This is a genomic window from Burkholderia sp. BC1 (assembly GCF_052683555.1).
The window spans coordinates 1-15,179 of sequence record NZ_JBQYLP010000025.1; the positions used below are offsets into that span (position 1 = coordinate 1).

At 66.3% G+C, this 15,179-nt stretch carries 15 protein-coding genes; 3 read left to right on the forward strand and 12 right to left on the reverse strand.

Annotated elements, in window-relative coordinates:
• Positions 1-45: 45 nt before the first annotated feature.
• The gene (locus ACSHSS_RS14325; protein ID WP_006400706.1) at positions 46-534 is read right to left on the reverse strand and encodes a winged helix-turn-helix transcriptional regulator; all 489 of its coding nucleotides are present in this window, start codon (positions 532-534) and stop codon (positions 46-48) included.
• A gap of 145 nt (positions 535-679) precedes the next feature.
• Between ACSHSS_RS14325 and ACSHSS_RS14330 the strand changes: the two genes are divergently transcribed.
• Positions 680-1,966 (forward strand): D-amino acid dehydrogenase, encoded by a 1,287-nt coding sequence (locus ACSHSS_RS14330; RefSeq protein ID WP_006400707.1) that lies wholly within the window; start codon positions 680-682, stop codon positions 1,964-1,966.
• Positions 1,967-2,169: 203 nt separating this feature from the next.
• Here ACSHSS_RS14330 and ACSHSS_RS14335 read toward each other — a convergent pair whose 3' ends face one another.
• From ACSHSS_RS14335 to ACSHSS_RS14355, 5 genes are all read right to left on the reverse strand, one after another.
• Positions 2,170-3,105: an electron transfer flavoprotein subunit alpha/FixB family protein gene (locus ACSHSS_RS14335; RefSeq protein ID WP_060184410.1), complete on the reverse strand. Its 936-nt coding sequence runs from the start codon at positions 3,103-3,105 to the stop codon at positions 2,170-2,172.
• Between the two features lie 15 nt (positions 3,106-3,120).
• On the reverse strand, positions 3,121-3,870 hold the full coding sequence (locus ACSHSS_RS14340; protein WP_039217101.1) for an electron transfer flavoprotein subunit beta/FixA family protein: 750 nt from the start codon (positions 3,868-3,870) through the stop codon (positions 3,121-3,123).
• A 228-nt stretch (positions 3,871-4,098) separates the two neighbouring features.
• The gene (locus ACSHSS_RS14345; RefSeq protein ID WP_012213834.1) at positions 4,099-4,896 is read right to left on the reverse strand and encodes a MetQ/NlpA family ABC transporter substrate-binding protein; all 798 of its coding nucleotides are present in this window, start codon (positions 4,894-4,896) and stop codon (positions 4,099-4,101) included.
• A gap of 28 nt (positions 4,897-4,924) precedes the next feature.
• Complete coding sequence (locus tag ACSHSS_RS14350) at positions 4,925-5,578, reverse strand: methionine ABC transporter permease (protein ID WP_217262500.1); 654 nt, start codon at positions 5,576-5,578, stop codon at positions 4,925-4,927.
• On the reverse strand, positions 5,568-6,602 hold the full coding sequence (locus ACSHSS_RS14355) for a methionine ABC transporter ATP-binding protein (protein WP_006414351.1): 1,035 nt from the start codon (positions 6,600-6,602) through the stop codon (positions 5,568-5,570). Before ACSHSS_RS14355 ends, ACSHSS_RS14350 begins: the two co-directional genes overlap by 11 nt.
• A 217-nt stretch (positions 6,603-6,819) precedes the next feature.
• Here ACSHSS_RS14355 and ACSHSS_RS14360 point away from each other — a divergent pair, with 217 nt between their 5' ends.
• A complete protein-coding gene (locus ACSHSS_RS14360; protein WP_445545151.1) occupies positions 6,820-7,728 on the forward strand; it encodes an alpha/beta hydrolase in 909 nt (302 codons plus the stop codon).
• A 21-nt stretch (positions 7,729-7,749) separates the two neighbouring features.
• On the opposite strand, the gene ACSHSS_RS14365 is transcribed toward ACSHSS_RS14360, so the two are convergent.
• Positions 7,750-8,673: a histone deacetylase family protein gene (locus tag ACSHSS_RS14365; RefSeq protein ID WP_006400715.1), complete on the reverse strand. Its 924-nt coding sequence runs from the start codon at positions 8,671-8,673 to the stop codon at positions 7,750-7,752.
• 43 nt (positions 8,674-8,716) lie between these two features.
• Between ACSHSS_RS14365 and mltB the strand changes: the two genes are divergently transcribed.
• Positions 8,717-10,051, forward strand: a complete 1,335-nt coding sequence (gene mltB / locus ACSHSS_RS14370; RefSeq protein WP_176158269.1) for a lytic murein transglycosylase B — start codon at positions 8,717-8,719, stop codon at positions 10,049-10,051.
• 81 nt (positions 10,052-10,132) lie between these two features.
• Here the strand turns inward: mltB and cysM are convergent, their stop codons facing one another.
• The 5 genes from cysM to ACSHSS_RS14395 all read right to left on the reverse strand — a co-directional run bounded on the left by cysM (position 10,133) and on the right by ACSHSS_RS14395 (position 15,097).
• Positions 10,133-11,035: a cysteine synthase CysM gene (cysM, locus tag ACSHSS_RS14375; RefSeq protein WP_006413203.1), complete on the reverse strand. Its 903-nt coding sequence runs from the start codon at positions 11,033-11,035 to the stop codon at positions 10,133-10,135.
• 209 nt (positions 11,036-11,244) lie between these two features.
• Complete coding sequence (locus ACSHSS_RS14380) at positions 11,245-11,622, reverse strand: ComEA family DNA-binding protein (RefSeq protein WP_445545152.1); 378 nt, start codon at positions 11,620-11,622, stop codon at positions 11,245-11,247.
• 75 nt (positions 11,623-11,697) lie between these two features.
• On the reverse strand, positions 11,698-12,690 hold the full coding sequence (rfaD, locus tag ACSHSS_RS14385) for an ADP-glyceromanno-heptose 6-epimerase (protein WP_006413206.1): 993 nt from the start codon (positions 12,688-12,690) through the stop codon (positions 11,698-11,700).
• A 48-nt stretch (positions 12,691-12,738) separates the two neighbouring features.
• Complete coding sequence (gene rfaE1 / locus ACSHSS_RS14390) at positions 12,739-13,689, reverse strand: D-glycero-beta-D-manno-heptose-7-phosphate kinase (RefSeq protein WP_006413209.1); 951 nt, start codon at positions 13,687-13,689, stop codon at positions 12,739-12,741.
• Positions 13,690-13,696: 7 nt separating this feature from the next.
• Positions 13,697-15,097 (reverse strand): UDP-glucose dehydrogenase family protein, encoded by a 1,401-nt coding sequence (locus tag ACSHSS_RS14395; protein ID WP_445545153.1) that lies wholly within the window; start codon positions 15,095-15,097, stop codon positions 13,697-13,699.
• Positions 15,098-15,179: the final 82 nt, after the last annotated feature.

Consider the following 15,179-nt stretch of genomic DNA (forward strand, 5'->3'; position numbering starts at 1 on the left):
CTTGGGACGATTCGCTCCATAAGGCTTGACTTGGTAGACGGTTACTCAGTCGCCGACCGAAATCGTCAGCGTTTCCTTGATCTCTTCCATCACGACGTAGCTCTTCGACTGCACGGCGCCCGGCAGCTGCAGCAGGATGTCGCCGAGCAGTTTCCGGTAGTCGGCCATCTCGCCGATGCGCGCCTTGATCAGATAGTCGAAGTCGCCCGACACGAGGTGGCATTCGAGCACCTCGTCGATCTTCATGACTTCACGGCGGAACTGCTCGAACATGTTGCCGCCCTTGTGGCCGAGCGTGATCTCGACGAACACCAGCAGCGCCGCGCCGAGCTGCGCGGGATCGACGCGCGCGTGATAGCCCGTGATCACGCCGTCGCGCTCCATGCGGCGCACGCGCTCGATGCACGGCGTGACGGTCAGCCCGACCTGCTCGGCGAGGTCCTTCATCGCCATCCGGCCGTCCTCCTGCAGCAGTTTCAGGATGCGGCGGTCGAGCTTGTCGAGCGTGCGTACTGGCTGGCGTTGCGTTCTCATTGGTTTATGCTGAAAACCTGAAAAATACGATAACAAAACCTACAGATTCGACAATACCATAGCGCAAAAAACTAGATCAGTCAGAGGTTACACGGAGACGCAGGTGCGCCCGGCCTCGAGCTGATTTCTTCGATGGGGAGCAGCTATGCGAGTCGTCATTCTGGGCAGCGGTGTGGTGGGCGTGGCAAGCGCGTATTACCTCGCGCGCGCCGGTCATGAGGTCACGGTGATCGACCGGGAAACCGGCCCGGCGCTCGAGACGAGCTTCGCGAATGCCGGCCAGATCTCGCCCGGCTATGCGGCGCCGTGGGCCGCGCCCGGCGTGCCGCTGAAGGCCGTCAAGTGGATGTTCGAAAAGCATGCGCCGCTCGCGATCCGCCTCGACGGCACGCGCTTCCAGCTCCAGTGGATGTGGCAGATGCTGCGCAACTGCACGCCCGAGCGCTATGCGGTCAACAAGAGCCGTATGGTGCGCCTTGCCGAATACAGCCGCGATTGCCTGCAGGCGCTGCGCGCCGACACCGGCATCCAGTACGAAGGCCGCACGGGCGGCACGCTGCAACTGTTCCGCACGCAGCAGCAACTCGACGGCGCGGCGAAGGACATCGCGGTGCTGCGGGAAGCGAACGTGCCGTTCGAACTGCTGTCGCCGGCCGAGCTGAAGAACGCGGAACCGGCGCTCGCGGCCGTCTCGCACAAGCTCACCGGCGGTCTGCGTCTGCCGGGTGACGAAACGGGCGACTGCCAGCTGTTCACGACGCGCCTCGCGGCGCTCGCCGAATCGCTCGGCGTGAAGTTCCGCTACAACACGCCGATCGACGGGCTCGCGATTGCGGGCGGCAAGATCGCCGGCGTGCAGTGCGGCAGCGAGACGGTGCGCGCCGACGCGTACGTGGTCGCGCTCGGCTCGTACTCGACGAATTTCGTCGCGAATCTGATGAAGATCCCGGTCTATCCGCTGAAGGGCTATTCGATCACTGCGCCGATCGTCGACGAAGCGGCCGCGCCGGTGTCGACGGTGCTCGACGAAACCTACAAGATCGCGATCACGCGTTTCGACCAACGCATCCGCGTCGGCGGGATGGCGGAAATCGTCGGCTTCGACAAGACGCTGCGCGCGGCACGCCGCGAGACGCTCGAAATGTGCGTGAACGATCTGTTCCCGGGCGGCGGCGACACGTCGAAGGCCACGTTCTGGACGGGCCTGCGCCCGATGACGCCGGACGGCACGCCGATCGTCGGCCGCACGCCGGTGTCGAACCTGTTCCTGAACACGGGCCACGGCACGCTCGGCTGGACGATGTCGTGCGGCTCCGGCCAGCTGCTCGCCGATCTGATCTCCGGCAAGAAGCCGGCGATCCAGGCGGACGACCTGTCGGTGCATCGCTACCTGAAAGAAGTCGCGGGCCAGACGCGTCCGGCCTACGCATAAGCGGCGGCGGCCGCGCGAGCGGCCGGCCGTGCGACGAGAAAGCGCCCCTGAGGGCGCTTTTTTGTTGGCCGGACGAGACGCACGGCACGACGAACATTCACGCCACCGCCCCGCCGCTTTCCGCCGAAACGAAAAAGGGGCGCTCGTCGCGCCCCTCGTTTCGCTGCTTGACGCTGCTTATCGCCGCGTCGCGTCACGCCGCATCAGCCAAGCTCGCTGACGAGCTCCGGCACGAGCGTAAACAGATCGCCGACAAGGCCATAGTCGGCCACGCTGAAGATCGGTGCTTCGGGATCCTTGTTGATCGCGACGATCACCTTCGAATCCTTCATGCCGGCCAAGTGCTGGATCGCGCCCGAGATGCCGACCGCGATGTACAGCTGCGGCGCGACGATCTTGCCGGTCTGGCCGACCTGGTAGTCGTTCGGCACGTAGCCCGCGTCGACTGCCGCGCGCGAGGCGCCGAGTGCGGCCGACAGCTTGTCTGCCAGCGGCTCCAGCACCTTCGTATAGTTCTCGCCGCTGCCCAGACCGCGGCCGCCCGACACGATGATGCTCGCCGAGGTCAGCTCCGGACGGTCCAGCTTCGTCACTTCGCGGCTCACGAACTGCGACACGCCTGCATCGGCCGCCGCTTCAATCTTCTCCACCGATGCGCTGCCGCCTTCGGCTGCAACCGGATCGAAACCCGTTGCACGCACCGTAATGACCTTGATCGGGTCGCTCGACTGCACCGTCGCGATCGCGTTGCCGGCGTAGATCGGGCGCTCGAACGTATCGGCCGAATCGACCGCCGTGATATCCGAGATCTGCGCGACGTCGAGCTTCGCGGCGATACGCGGCGCGATGTTCTTGCCGTAGGCCGTTGCCGGCGCGAGGATGTGCGAATAGTCCTTCGCGATGTTCAGCGCGGTCGCTTCGACGTTTTCCGCGAGGCCTGCTTCGAGCTGCGGGGCATCGGCCAGCAGCACCTTCGCCACGCCGGCGATCTTCGCGGCCGCATCGGCTGCGCCCTGCGCGTTGTGACCCGCGACCAGCACGTGAATGTCGCCGCCGATCTTTGCCGCCGCCGCCACCGTGTTCAGCGTCGCGGCCTTGATCGACGCGTTGTCGTGTTCTGCAATTACCAGAATCGTCATTTCTTTCCGCTCCCTTTACAGCACCTTGGCTTCGGTCTTCAGCTTCTCGACCAGCGTCTTCACGTCCGGCACCTTCACGCCGGCCGCGCGCTTCGGCGGCTCGACCACCTTCAGCGTCTTCAGACGCGGCGCGACATCCACGCCGAGGTCTTCCGGCTTCACCGTTTCCAGCGGCTTCTTCTTCGCCTTCATGATGTTCGGCAGCGTCACGTAGCGCGGCTCGTTCAGACGCAAATCCGTGGTGACGACTGCGGGCAGTTGAAGCGACAGCGTTTCCGCGCCGCCGTCCACTTCGCGTGCAACCGTCGCCTTGCCGTCGGCGATCGTCACCTTCGATGCGAACGTCGCCTGCGGCAGACCCGCCAGCGCGGCCAGCATCTGGCCGGTCTGGTTCGAATCGTCGTCGATCGCCTGCTTGCCGAGGATCACGAGTTGCGGCTGCTCCTTGTCGACGAGCGCCTTCAGGATCTTCGCCACGGCCAGCGGCTCGACGCCGTCGTTCGACTCGACGAGGATCGCGCGATCCGCACCGATCGCGAGCGCCGTGCGCAGCGTTTCCTGCGCCTGCGCCACACCGACCGACACCGCAACCACTTCGGTCGCGACGCCGGCTTCCTTCAGGCGCACGGCTTCTTCAACGGCGATTTCGTCGAACGGGTTCATCGACATCTTCACGTTCGCGATGTCGACGCCCGTGTTGTCCGACTTCACGCGGACCTTCACGTTGTAATCGACCACTCTTTTCACTGGCACCAGGATTTTCATGCACACGCTCCAAAGTTACGAATACGACCAGAGGCCATTCTATAGCGAGGCCCCATGACTGCGCGGCCAACGGGCCAATCCATCGCGGCTGTCGAGGATAACGCTCCTCCGCGGCGCGCCGGCAATAGCGAACGGTCGTTCTATTTTAAAAGAGAAAAAACCCGGACGCAAAGCCCGGGTTTTCGATCAGCGACTCTAATCACCGTCGGGCACGCGAGACGCAATGCGTCACCAGGCGGCGATCACCGCGCCGCCGAACTTGCCGTCGATGAACTGCTTCACCTCCGGCGAATGATAGGCCGCGACCAGCTTCGCGACCCACGGCTTGTTGCGGTCCGCCTCGCGGATCGCGATGACGTTCGCGTACGGGCCGTTCGGACCCTCGATCGCGATCGCGTCCTGCTTCGGCTTCAGCCCCGCTTCCATCGCATAGTTCGTGTTGATCGCCGCGGCGTCGACGTCGCCGAGCGAACGCGGAATCTGCGCCGCGTCGAGCTCGACGATCTTCAGCTTGCGCGGATTGTCGACGATGTCGAGCGGCGTCGCCTTGAGCCCCGCATCCGCGCGCAGCTTCAACACGCCCTGCTTCTGCAGCAACAGCAGCGCGCGGCCGCCGTTGGTCGGATCGTTCGGGATGGCGACGCGCGCACCGGGCTTCAGCTCGGCCAGCGATTTCACGCGCTTCGAATAAATGCCCATCGGAAACGTGACGGTGTCCGCGACCTTGATCAGCTTGTAGCCGCGGTCCTTCACCTGCGCCTGCAGATACGGATCGTGCTGATAGCTGTTCGCGTCGAGATCGCCGGCCGCGAGCGCCGCGTTCGGCTGCACGTAGTCGGAGAATTCGACGATGCGCACGTCGAGTCCGCTCTTTGCGGCGACCTTCTTCACGACCTCCATGATCTGCGCGTGCGGGCCGCCCGTCACGCCTACCTTGATGGTTTCGGCCTGCGCGGCTTGCGCGCCCGCGAACAGCGCGGCTGCGCCGAGCGCCGCCGCGAACTTCAGCATGAAGCGTCGTTGCATCGTCTCCCCCGATGAGAATGAATGTCGCTTACTTGTGGCTCAGGCGCCGGACCAGCCAGTCGCCGAACGACTGCACGACCTGCACGAACACGATCAGGATCGCGACGACCGTCCACATCACTTCCGGCAGATAGCGCTGATAGCCGTAGCGGATGCCCAGATCGCCGAGCCCGCCGCCGCCGATCGCACCTGCCATCGCCGAATAGCCGACCAGCGACACGAACGTGATCGTCAGCCCGGCGACGATGCCCGGCAGCGATTCCGGCAGCAAAACCTTGAAGACGATCTGCGACGTCGTCGCGCCCATCGACTGCGCGGCTTCGATCAGCCCGCGATCGACTTCGCGCAGCGCCGTCTCGACGAGCCGCGCGATGAACGGCGCGGCCGCGAGCGTCAGCGGCACGACCGCCGCGGCCGTGCCGATCGACGAGCCCGTGACGAGCCGCGTAAACGGAATCACCGCCACGAGCAGAATGATGAACGGCGTCGAGCGCACCGCATTGACGATACCGCCGAGCACGCGATTGACCGCGAGGTTCTGCAGCACGCCCTGCCGGTCGGTCAGATAGAGCAGCACGCCGAGCGGCAGCCCGACGAGCGCGCCGACCGCCCCGGAGATGCCGACCATGATCAGCGTCTCCCAGAACGACTGCACGAACATATCGAACATCTCACTCAACATACGAAAGCTCCTCGACCACCACACCTTGCTCGCGCAGGAACGCGAGCGCCTGTCCGACCTTGCCCGGCTCGCCGCCGGCCAGCACCGCGAGCGAACCGAACGCCTGCCCCTGGATCTCGTCGATCTGGCCGTGCAGGATATTGAAATCGAGTTCGTAGCGGCGGATCGTCTCCGACAGGATCGGCTGGTCGACGCCGGACCCGGTGAACGCGAGGCGCAGCAGATGCCCGCTGCCCGTCTTCAGCCGCTCGGCGACGCGCGCCTTCAGCGCGGGCGGCAGCTCCTGCGCGATCACGTCGCCGATCAGCGCGCGCGTGACTTCATGATGCGGCTGCAGGAACACGTCGATCACGCGCCCCTCTTCGACGACGCGGCCGGCATCGAGCACTGCGACGCGATCGCAGACCTGCTTGATCACTTCCATCTGGTGCGTGATCAGCACGATCGTCAGCCCGAGCTCGCGGTTGATCCGCTTGAGCAGGTCGAGAATCGAGCGCGTCGTTTCCGGATCGAGCGCGGACGTCGCCTCGTCGGACAGCAGCACCTTCGGCTTGCTCGCGAGCGCACGCGCGATGCCGACGCGCTGTTTCTGGCCGCCGCTGATCTGTGCCGGGTAGCGGTCCTTCTGCGCGGACAGCCCGACGAGCTCGAGCAGCGGCAGCACCGCGGCCTCGATTTCGGCGCGGCTCGCGCCCGCGAGCTCGAGCGGCAGCGCGACGTTGTCGAACACGGTGCGCGACGACAGCAGATTGAAGTGCTGGAAGATCATCCCGATCTGGCGGCGCGCCTCGCGCAGCTCGCCCGCCGACAGCAGCGTCAGATCGCGGCCCGCGACCGTCACGTTGCCTTCGCTCGGCCGCGTGAGCAGGTTGATGGTGCGCACGAGCGTGCTCTTGCCGGCACCGCTTCGGCCGATGATGCCGAACACCTCGCCCTGCGGAATCGTCAGATTGACGTTGTGCAGCGCTTCGACCCAACCGTTCGGGCCCGGAAAACGCTGCGACAGATTGCGTAATTCGATCATGTAAACAAAACGGCGACCGGCTGGCGAGCAGGCCCGCCAGTCGGCCGCCGATGCATCTGGAATAGCCGGCGATTTTACCGCAAACGTCTCATTCCACTTAATAATCGATTTCGATCTTTTCATAACCGCACGATATTAGAGGAACGCCGCGAGCGCGCCGACGCGGCGGCGCGACTATGATCCCGACACGCCGACGAATCCACGGGAGACACGCGAGATGACGGTCACGACCACGCAGGCCGAGGCGCCGGCCGACGCACACACGGCGCCCGCGCCGCACATCGGGCGGCTGCGCACCGCGGACGGACTCGAGCTCGCGTCGTACCGCTGGCCCGCCGACGCCCGCGCGGCGGCGCCGCGCGCGACGGTCGCGCTGCTGCACGGCCTGGCCGAACACGCGGGCCGTTACGCGCCGCTCGCAGCCCGCCTGAACGCAGCCGGCATCGATCTGCTCGCGATCGACCTGCGCGGCCACGGCCGCTCGCCCGGCAAGCGCGCGTGGGTCGCGCGCTTCGACGAATACCTCGACGACGCCGACGCGCTCGTGGCCGAAGCCGCGCGCGCGTCGACGCCGCTGTTCCTGATGGGCCACAGCATGGGCGGCGCGATCGCCGCGCTGTACGCGATCGAGCGCGCGCCGGCGCGCGGGCGCACGCTGGCCGGCCTCGTGCTGTCCAGCCCCGCGCTCGCGCCGGGCCGCGACGTGCCGCGCTGGATGCTCGCGCTCAGCCGCGTGATCAGCCGGGTCTGGCCGACCTTCCCGGCGATCCGGATCGACGCGGCGCTGCTGTCCCGCGACGCGGACGTCGTCGCCGCGAATCGCGCGGACCCGCTCGTGCATCACGGCCCCGTGCCGGCGCGCACGGGCGCGGAAATCCTCGACGCGATGGCGCGCATCGAGCGCGGCCGCGATACGCTGCGCGTTCCGGTGCTCGTCTACCACGGCACCGCGGACAAGCTGACCGAACCGGACGGCAGCCGCACGTTCGGCGCACGCGTCGGCTCGGCCGACCGCACGCTGACGCTATACGAAGGCGGATTTCACGAAACGATGAACGACATCGAGCGCGAGCGCGTGATCGATGCGCTGATCGGCTGGATAGATGCGCGCGTGCCGGCGCGCTGAGTGCGCGCCGGGCGCGGGCCGTCAGATGCCGGCGAGCACGCGCAGATGCGCGACGACACTGCGGCCGAGCGCCGACAGGTTGTAGCCGCCCTCGAGACAGCTGACGATGCGGCCCTGCGCATGCCGGCGCGCAACGTCGACGATCTGTGCGGTGAGCCACTCAAAGTCGGCTTCGACGAGACCGAGATTGCCGATGTCGTCCTCGCGATGCGCATCGAAGCCCGCGGATACGAACAGCATCTGCGGCTTGAACGCGTCGAGACGCGGCAGCCAGAACATGTCGACCGCCTCGCGAATCGCCATTCCGTTGCTGCGCGCGGGCATCGGCAGGTTCACCATGTTCGGCGCCTGATGATCGACGCCCGAGAACGGATACAGCGGATGCTGGAAGAAGCTGCACATCAGCACGCGCGGGTCGTTCGCGAACGCGGCCTCGGTGCCGTTGCCGTGATGCACGTCGAAATCGACGATCGCGACGCGCTCGAGGCCGTGCACGTCGAGCGCGTGCCGCGCCGCGACCGCGACGTTGTTGAAGAAGCAGAAGCCCATCGCGCGCGCGGGCTCGGCATGATGGCCGGGCGGACGCACGCTGCAGAACGCGTTCGCGTAGCGGCCCTCGATCACCGCGTCGGTCGCCGCGACCGCGGCGCCGGCCGCGCGCAATGCGGCGCGCCACGTGTCGCGGTTCATCAGCGTATCGGGGTCGATCTCGACGTAGCCGTCGACGGGCGTCAGCCCGCGCAGATAGTCGATGTGCGCCTGCGTATGCACGCGGCCGAGCGCGACTTCGCTCGCGAACGGCGCCGTTTCGTGCACGATCAGATCGTCGATGCGGCTTGCGATCAGCTGATCCTGGATCGCCGACAGCCGGGCCGGGCATTCCGGATGCCACTGCCCCATCTCGTGCAGCATGCAGTCGGGGTGCGTATAGAAGGCGGTTGCCATAACGTGTCATCTGCAGCGCTGGATGCACCGCAGGTCTCCTTCAATGATGTCCATCGTCTGCCGCGAATTCGCCGCTAACTTACCACATCGCGCGCCCGCTTCGCGTCGGCGCGCGGGATGCGTCGGGTATACTGCGCCGAACACAATCGCCCTGTCCGAGCGCTTCGACATGAATTTCAGCAAGCCTGCCGCCCTTCTCTCCGCGCTGTTCCGCGCTCGCCTTCCGCTCGTCGTCGCTGCCGTCGCCGCATTGTGCGCGGCGCCCGCCGGCGCACAGACGGCGCCCGCGAAACCCGGCATGCGCGTCGCGCAGGCGCAGCCGCAACAGCCGGGCCAGACCTTCGAAGAAGAGATCGTTCCGCAGCGCTACGCGAACAATCCGAAGATCGATGCGTTCATCGACGACATGGCGAGCCGCAACGGTTTCGACGCCGCGAGCCTGCATGCACTGTTCTCGCGCGTCAGCTACTCGGCGACGGCCGTCAAACTCGTGCGGCCCGCACCGACGCCGACCGTGAAGAACTGGCGCGTCTATCGCTCGCGCTTCATCGAGCCGATCCGCATCAACGCGGGCGTGAAGTTCTGGAAGGCGAACCAGGCGACGTTGCAGCGCGCGTCGCAGGAGTTCGGCGTGCCGCCGGAAGTGATCGTCGGCATCATCGGCGTCGAAACGATCTACGGCCGCTACATGGGCAACTTCCGCGTGCTCGATGCGCTGACGACGCTCGCGTTCGACTATCCGGACACGCCGAACCGCGACAGCCGTCAGGCGACGTTCCGCAAGAACCTCGAGGATTTCCTCGTGTGGACGCGCGACAGCCAGCTCGACCCGACGACCGTGCTCGGCTCGTACACGGGCGCGATCGGCATTCCGCAGTTCCTGCCGAGCAGCATCCGCGACTATGCGGTCGACTACGACGGCACCGGGCGCGTCGATCTGCGCAGCAGCCCGGCCGATGCGATCGGCAGCGTTGCGAACTATCTGAAGCAGCACGGCTGGGAAACCGACCGTCCCGTGGTGTGGCAGATCACGCCCGATACGGGCAGCCTCGGCATCGCGCAGGCGGCCGCGGACGGTCAGCCGGAACCGCACTGGGCGCTGTCGCAACTGCTGCGCGCCGGCATGACGCTGAACGAGCCGACGGTCAACATCACGACGGAAGCAGGCACGCCCGTTACGGTCGTCGACCTGCCCTCGCCAGGCAGTGCGACCGAATACATGCTCGGCCTCAAGAATTTCTACGTGCTGACGCGTTACAACCGCAGCTTCTTCTATGCGCTCGCCGTGTATCAGCTCGGCGAAGCGGTGAAGGCGCAGATGGAGGCGAGCGGTGCACTGCCGCCGAGCGATGCGGACACGCAGTCGACGTCGCAGTAATCCCGCCCGCCATCAACAAAAAACGCCGCTGCATGCGGCGTTTTTTGTTGTTGAAGCGCGGCCCGTGCGAGCCGCGCAGCGTCACGCCGGAAACACGCCGGTGGACAGATAGCGGTCGCCGCGATCGCAGATGATGAAGACGATCGTCGCGTTCTCGACCTGACGCGCGATGCGCATCGCGACTTCGCATGCGCCGCCCGACGAAATGCCGGCAAAAATGCCTTCGACCGATGCGAGCCGGCGCGCCATCGTTTCGGCTGCGGCCTGGCTCACGTTCTCGACGCGGTCGACGCGGCTGCGATCGAAAATCGTCGGCATATAGGCTTCCGGCCACTTGCGAATGCCCGGAATGCGCGAGCCGTCTTCCGGCTGCGCACCGATGATCTCGATCGCCGGATTCTGTTCCTTCAGATAGCGCGACGTGCCCATGATCGTGCCCGTCGTGCCCATCGCGGACACGAAGTGCGTGACGCGCCCTTCGGTGTCGCGCCAGATCTCCGGGCCGGTGCCTTCGTAGTGTGCGATCGGATTGTCGGGATTGCCGAATTGATCGAGGATCACGCCCTTGCCTTCGCGCTGCATCTGCTCCGCGAGATCGCGCGCCAGTTCCATCCCGCCCTTCACCGGCGTCAGGATGATCTCGGCGCCGTACGCGGCCATGCTTTGCCGACGCTCGACCGACAGATCCTCGGGCATGATCAGCACCATCTTGTAGCCACGAATCGCGGCGGCCATCGCGAGCGCGATGCCGGTGTTGCCGCTCGTCGCTTCGATCAGCGTATCGCCCGGCTTGATGCGGCCGCGTGCCTCGGCCTTGCTGATCATCGACAGTGCCGGGCGATCCTTCACGGACCCGGCCGGATTGTTGCCCTCCAGCTTCGCGAGAATCACGTTGTTGCGCGCGCGAATCTCGTCGTCCGGCAGGCGGACCAGTTGCACGAGCGGCGTGTTGCCGATCGTGTCTTCGATAGTTTTGTAAGCCATGGAGATACCGTGAGTGCGAGGCCGATCAATCGATCGATTGTAAACCACCGCCCGTCACCGCGCCCGCAACCCACATTGCAACGATGGAATACGCGACGTGCCGCGCAGCGTGCGCCCGTCGAGCGTGCCCACGCAAAAAACCCGCGGCATGCCGCGGGAAGCCGTCGCAACGACGGCGACTGAAGGAGCCTGTCGTTTCGTCCGGCGCGTTACTTCTGTGCCGTGCGCGTGGCTGCGCCTGCGGGTTTTGCGGCGGCGGGCGATGCGGATGCGGCCTTGCCGGCCGCCGGCGAACCAGCCGGAGTTGAGCCGGCCGCAGCTGAGCCGACCGCACCCACCGTCAATCCCTCCTTCTGGAGGCGCTCGACGGTGTGCCCGCCCATCCCTTTCACGCGCGACGCGAGATCGGCCGCATCCTTGAACGGACCGCGCGCGCCGCGCTCGTCGAGAATCGCCTTCGCGCGCGCAGGACCGATGCCCTTGATTCCCATCAGCGCGTCTTCGTTCGCGCTGTTGACGTCGACGGCAGCCCATGCGGAAGCGAATGCGCCGAACAGCGCCGCCGCTGCAAACCACTTTCTGATCATGTCCTGGATCTCCCGATGAAAAGCGGCCGGCGGCTGCCGACCGTGAGACCCAGTCTAGCGATGCAACGCTCGCGCTTAAACCTGGCCGGACAGCCAACGAACGTAGCGGTCGACGCCTTCCTGCACGGTCAGGAACGGCGCATCGTAGCCTGCCGCACGCAGCTTCGTCTGGTCGGCCTGCGTGAAGCACTGGTACTTGCCGCGCAGCGCGTCCGGGAACGGCACGTATTCGATCAGCCCCTGCTCGACCTGCTGTGCCAGCGTCAGCGGCGGCAGATTGTCGAGTGCGCGCAGCGTGTTCACGACCGTCGACGCGATGTCGTTGAACGGCTGCGCGCGGCCGGTGCCGAGGTTGAAGATGCCCGATTTCTCCGGATGATCGAAGAAGAACAGGTTCACCTTCGCGACGTCCTCGACCGACACGAAATCGCGCGTCTGCTCGCCCGCCGCATAGCCGTTGTACTCGCCGAACAGCTTCACCTTGCCTTCCGCGCGGAACTGGTTGAAGTTGTGGAACGCGACCGACGCCATGCGGCCCTTGTGCGTCTCGCGCGGGCCGTACACGTTGAAATAGCGGAAGCCCGCGATCTGGCTCTGCGCATTCGGCAGCACGCGGCGCACGACCTGGTCGAACAGGAACTTCGAATAGCCGTACACGTTCAGCGGCGCCTCGACGCTGCGCTCTTCGACGAAGCGCGTCGAGCCGCCGTAGATCGCCGCCGACGACGCATACAGGAACTGCGCGCCCTGCGCGAGGCACGCGTCGAGCACGGCGCGGCTGTAGCGGAAGTTGTTGTCCATCATGTAGCGGCCGTCGGTTTCCATCGTGTCCGAACAGGCGCCTTCGTGGAACACCGCACGCACCTTGCCGAAATCGCCGCGCGCGAAGCGCTCGACGAATTCCGTCTTGTCGAGATAGTCGTCGATCTCGCAATCGACGAGATTCTTGAATTTGTCCGCGCGCGTCAGGTTGTCGACCGCGATGATGCGCGTCTCGCCGCGCTCGTTGAGCGCCTTGACGATGTTCGCGCCGATAAAACCGGCCGCGCCGGTGACGATGAGAGTCATGATCGTCCTGCCTGGAAAAGGAAGCGGTTCGCGCGTGGCGCGACTCGCTTAGTGAAACAGTTCGTCGTAGTCGACCGTGGCCGTGCCGAGCTTGCCGACCACGATGCCGGCCGCGCGATTCGCGAGCACCACCGCATCGACGAGCGGCACGCCGGCGCCGAGCATGGTCGCGACCGTCGCGATCACCGTGTCGCCCGCGCCCGACACGTCGAACACCTCGCGTGCGAGCGCCGGCGCGTGCAACTCGCCCGTCGCGGAAAAGAGCGTCATCCCCTCTTCCGAACGCGTGAGCAGCAGCGCATCGATGTCGAGCTCCGCGCGCAGCTTCGCGACACGCGCGCGCAGATCGTCTTCCGATTTCCACTGACCGACGACCTCGCGCAATTCCGCGCGGTTCGGCGTGATCAGCGATGCGCCGCGATAGCGCGCCCAGTCGTCGCCCTTCGGATCGACGAGTACGGGCTTGCCGGCCGCGCGCGCCTTCTCGATCATCGTCGTCACGTGCGTGAGACCGCCCTTCGCGTAATCGGACATCAGCACGACGTCGTGCTGCGGCAGCAGCGTGTCGAAGCGCGCGAGGCCCGCGAGCAGCACTTCGTGCGTCGGCGTCGATTCGAAGTCGACGCGCAGCAGCTGCTGCTGGCGTGCGAGCACGCGCAGCTTGATCGTCGTCGGCAGCGCCGGATCGCGCTCGAGATGCGGCGTCACGCCGCTATGGTCGAGCAGCTCGACGATGCGCTCGCCGGGCTCGTCGCAGCCGACCACGCAGAGCAGGCCCGCCTGGCCGCCGAGCGTCACCGCGTTGCGCGCGACGTTCGCCGCGCCGCCGAGCCGCTCCTCGTGACGCTGCACGTGCACGACGGGCACCGGCGCTTCCGGCGAAATGCGGTCGACGTTGCCGAACCAGTAGCGGTCGAGCATCACGTCGCCGACGACGAGCACGCGCGATCGAGCTATCTGGTCGCGCGGAACCGGAACGACTTCGCGAAGCGTGGTCATCGTGCGTTCATCCATGGGAGTGGGCCTGCGGGTCGAGATGGGGGCGCCCGATTGCGTAGTAGTCGATGCCGAGCTCGGCCATTGCGTCGGGCTCGTACAGGTTGCGCCCGTCGAAAATCACCGGCGCCTTCAGTTCGGCCTTCAGGCGCGTGAAATCCGGACTCTTGAATTCCTTCCATTCGGTGACGATCACGAGCGCGTCCGCGCCGATGACCGCCGCGTCCTGCGTGTCGACGAAGTGCAGCCGCGCGAGCGCGTCCGAGCCTTCGCCGAGGTCGAGCGCGAACACGCGCCGCGCCTCGTCGAGCGCGACCGGATCGTAGGCGCGCACGGTCGCGCCGCGCGCGAGCAGCGCCGCGATCAGACGGCGGCTCGGCGCCTCGCGCATGTCGTCGGTGTTCGGCTTGAACGCGAGCCCCCAGACGGCGAATTCGCGGCCGCTCAGATCCGCGCCGAAACGCCGCTCGATCTTGCCGATCAGCACGTCCTTCTGCGCATGGTTGGCCGCTTCGACCGCTTCGAGAATGCGCAGCGGCTGGCCGTTTTCACCGGCGGTGCGGATCAGCGCCTGCACGTCCTTCGGGAAGCACGAACCGCCATAGCCGACGCCCGCGTACAGGAAGTGATAGCCGATGCGCGGATCCGAACCGATGCCGCGGCGCACGGCCTCGATGTCGGCGCCGACCTTGTCGGCGAGATTCGACATCTCGTTCATGAACGAGATGCGCGTCGCAAGCATCGCGTTCGCCGCGTATTTCGAGAATTCGGCCGAACGCACGTCCATGTAGATCGTGCGCTCGTGATTGCGGTTGAACGGCGCGTAGAGCTTCTTCATCTTCTCGCGCGCGACCGTGCCCATCTCGTCGTCGTCGACGCCGATGATGATGCGGTCCGGACGCATGAAGTCGTCGACCGCCGCACCTTCCTTCAGGAACTCGGGATTCGATACGACCGAGAAGCGATGCGCGACGCTGCCCGCGAGGCCGCGCGCGGCGAGCGCTTCCTCGACGACGCCGCGCACGCGCTGCGCGGTGCCGACCGGCACCGTCGACTTGTCGACGATCACCTTGAAGCCGGTCATGTGACGGCCGATGTTGCGCGCGGCTTCGAGCACGTATTGCAGGTCGGCCGAGCCGTCTTCGTCGGGCGGCGTGCCGACCGCGATGAACTGGATCTCGCCGTGCGCGACGCTGGCCTCGATATCGGTCGAAAAACGCAGGCGCCCGGCCGAGCGGTTGCGCGCGATGATCTCGAGCAGCCCCGGTTCGTGGATCGGCACGCCGCCGTTGTTGAGGATCTCGATCTTGCGCGGATCGACGTCGAGACAGAAGACGTCGTGGCCGATCTCCGCGAGACACGCGCCCGTGACGAGGCCGACGTAGCCCGTGCCGATGATGGTGATTTTCATAGATGTTCCGGTGCTTCCCGGTAATAGACTAACTTGGCCGCCGGGCTTCGCCCGGCGACGACCGCGATGCGTCGGCGCCGTG

What these genes read in the sequence shown, in the direction of transcription:
- ACSHSS_RS14360 (WP_445545151.1), top strand. Translation starts at nt 6,820, where the DNA reads ATGACGGTCACGACCACGCAGGCCGAGGCGCCGGCCGACGCACACACG.
- ACSHSS_RS14340 (WP_039217101.1), bottom strand. Translation starts at nt 3,870, where the DNA reads ATGAAAATCCTGGTGCCAGTGAAAAGAGTGGTCGATTACAACGTGAAG.
- ACSHSS_RS14330 (WP_006400707.1), top strand. Translation starts at nt 680, where the DNA reads ATGCGAGTCGTCATTCTGGGCAGCGGTGTGGTGGGCGTGGCAAGCGCG.
- ACSHSS_RS14325 (WP_006400706.1), bottom strand. Translation starts at nt 534, where the DNA reads ATGAGAACGCAACGCCAGCCAGTACGCACGCTCGACAAGCTCGACCGC.
- ACSHSS_RS14350 (WP_217262500.1), bottom strand. Translation starts at nt 5,578, where the DNA reads ATGTTGAGTGAGATGTTCGATATGTTCGTGCAGTCGTTCTGGGAGACG.
- ACSHSS_RS14345 (WP_012213834.1), bottom strand. Translation starts at nt 4,896, where the DNA reads ATGCAACGACGCTTCATGCTGAAGTTCGCGGCGGCGCTCGGCGCAGCC.
- cysM (WP_006413203.1), bottom strand. Translation starts at nt 11,035, where the DNA reads ATGGCTTACAAAACTATCGAAGACACGATCGGCAACACGCCGCTCGTG.
- rfaD (WP_006413206.1), bottom strand. Translation starts at nt 12,690, where the DNA reads ATGACTCTCATCGTCACCGGCGCGGCCGGTTTTATCGGCGCGAACATC.
- rfaE1 (WP_006413209.1), bottom strand. Translation starts at nt 13,689, where the DNA reads ATGACCACGCTTCGCGAAGTCGTTCCGGTTCCGCGCGACCAGATAGCT.
- ACSHSS_RS14335 (WP_060184410.1), bottom strand. Translation starts at nt 3,105, where the DNA reads ATGACGATTCTGGTAATTGCAGAACACGACAACGCGTCGATCAAGGCC.
- ACSHSS_RS14380 (WP_445545152.1), bottom strand. Translation starts at nt 11,622, where the DNA reads ATGATCAGAAAGTGGTTTGCAGCGGCGGCGCTGTTCGGCGCATTCGCT.
- mltB (WP_176158269.1), top strand. Translation starts at nt 8,717, where the DNA reads ATGATGTCCATCGTCTGCCGCGAATTCGCCGCTAACTTACCACATCGC.
- ACSHSS_RS14365 (WP_006400715.1), bottom strand. Translation starts at nt 8,673, where the DNA reads ATGGCAACCGCCTTCTATACGCACCCCGACTGCATGCTGCACGAGATG.
- ACSHSS_RS14355 (WP_006414351.1), bottom strand. Translation starts at nt 6,602, where the DNA reads ATGATCGAATTACGCAATCTGTCGCAGCGTTTTCCGGGCCCGAACGGT.
- ACSHSS_RS14395 (WP_445545153.1), bottom strand. Translation starts at nt 15,097, where the DNA reads ATGAAAATCACCATCATCGGCACGGGCTACGTCGGCCTCGTCACGGGC.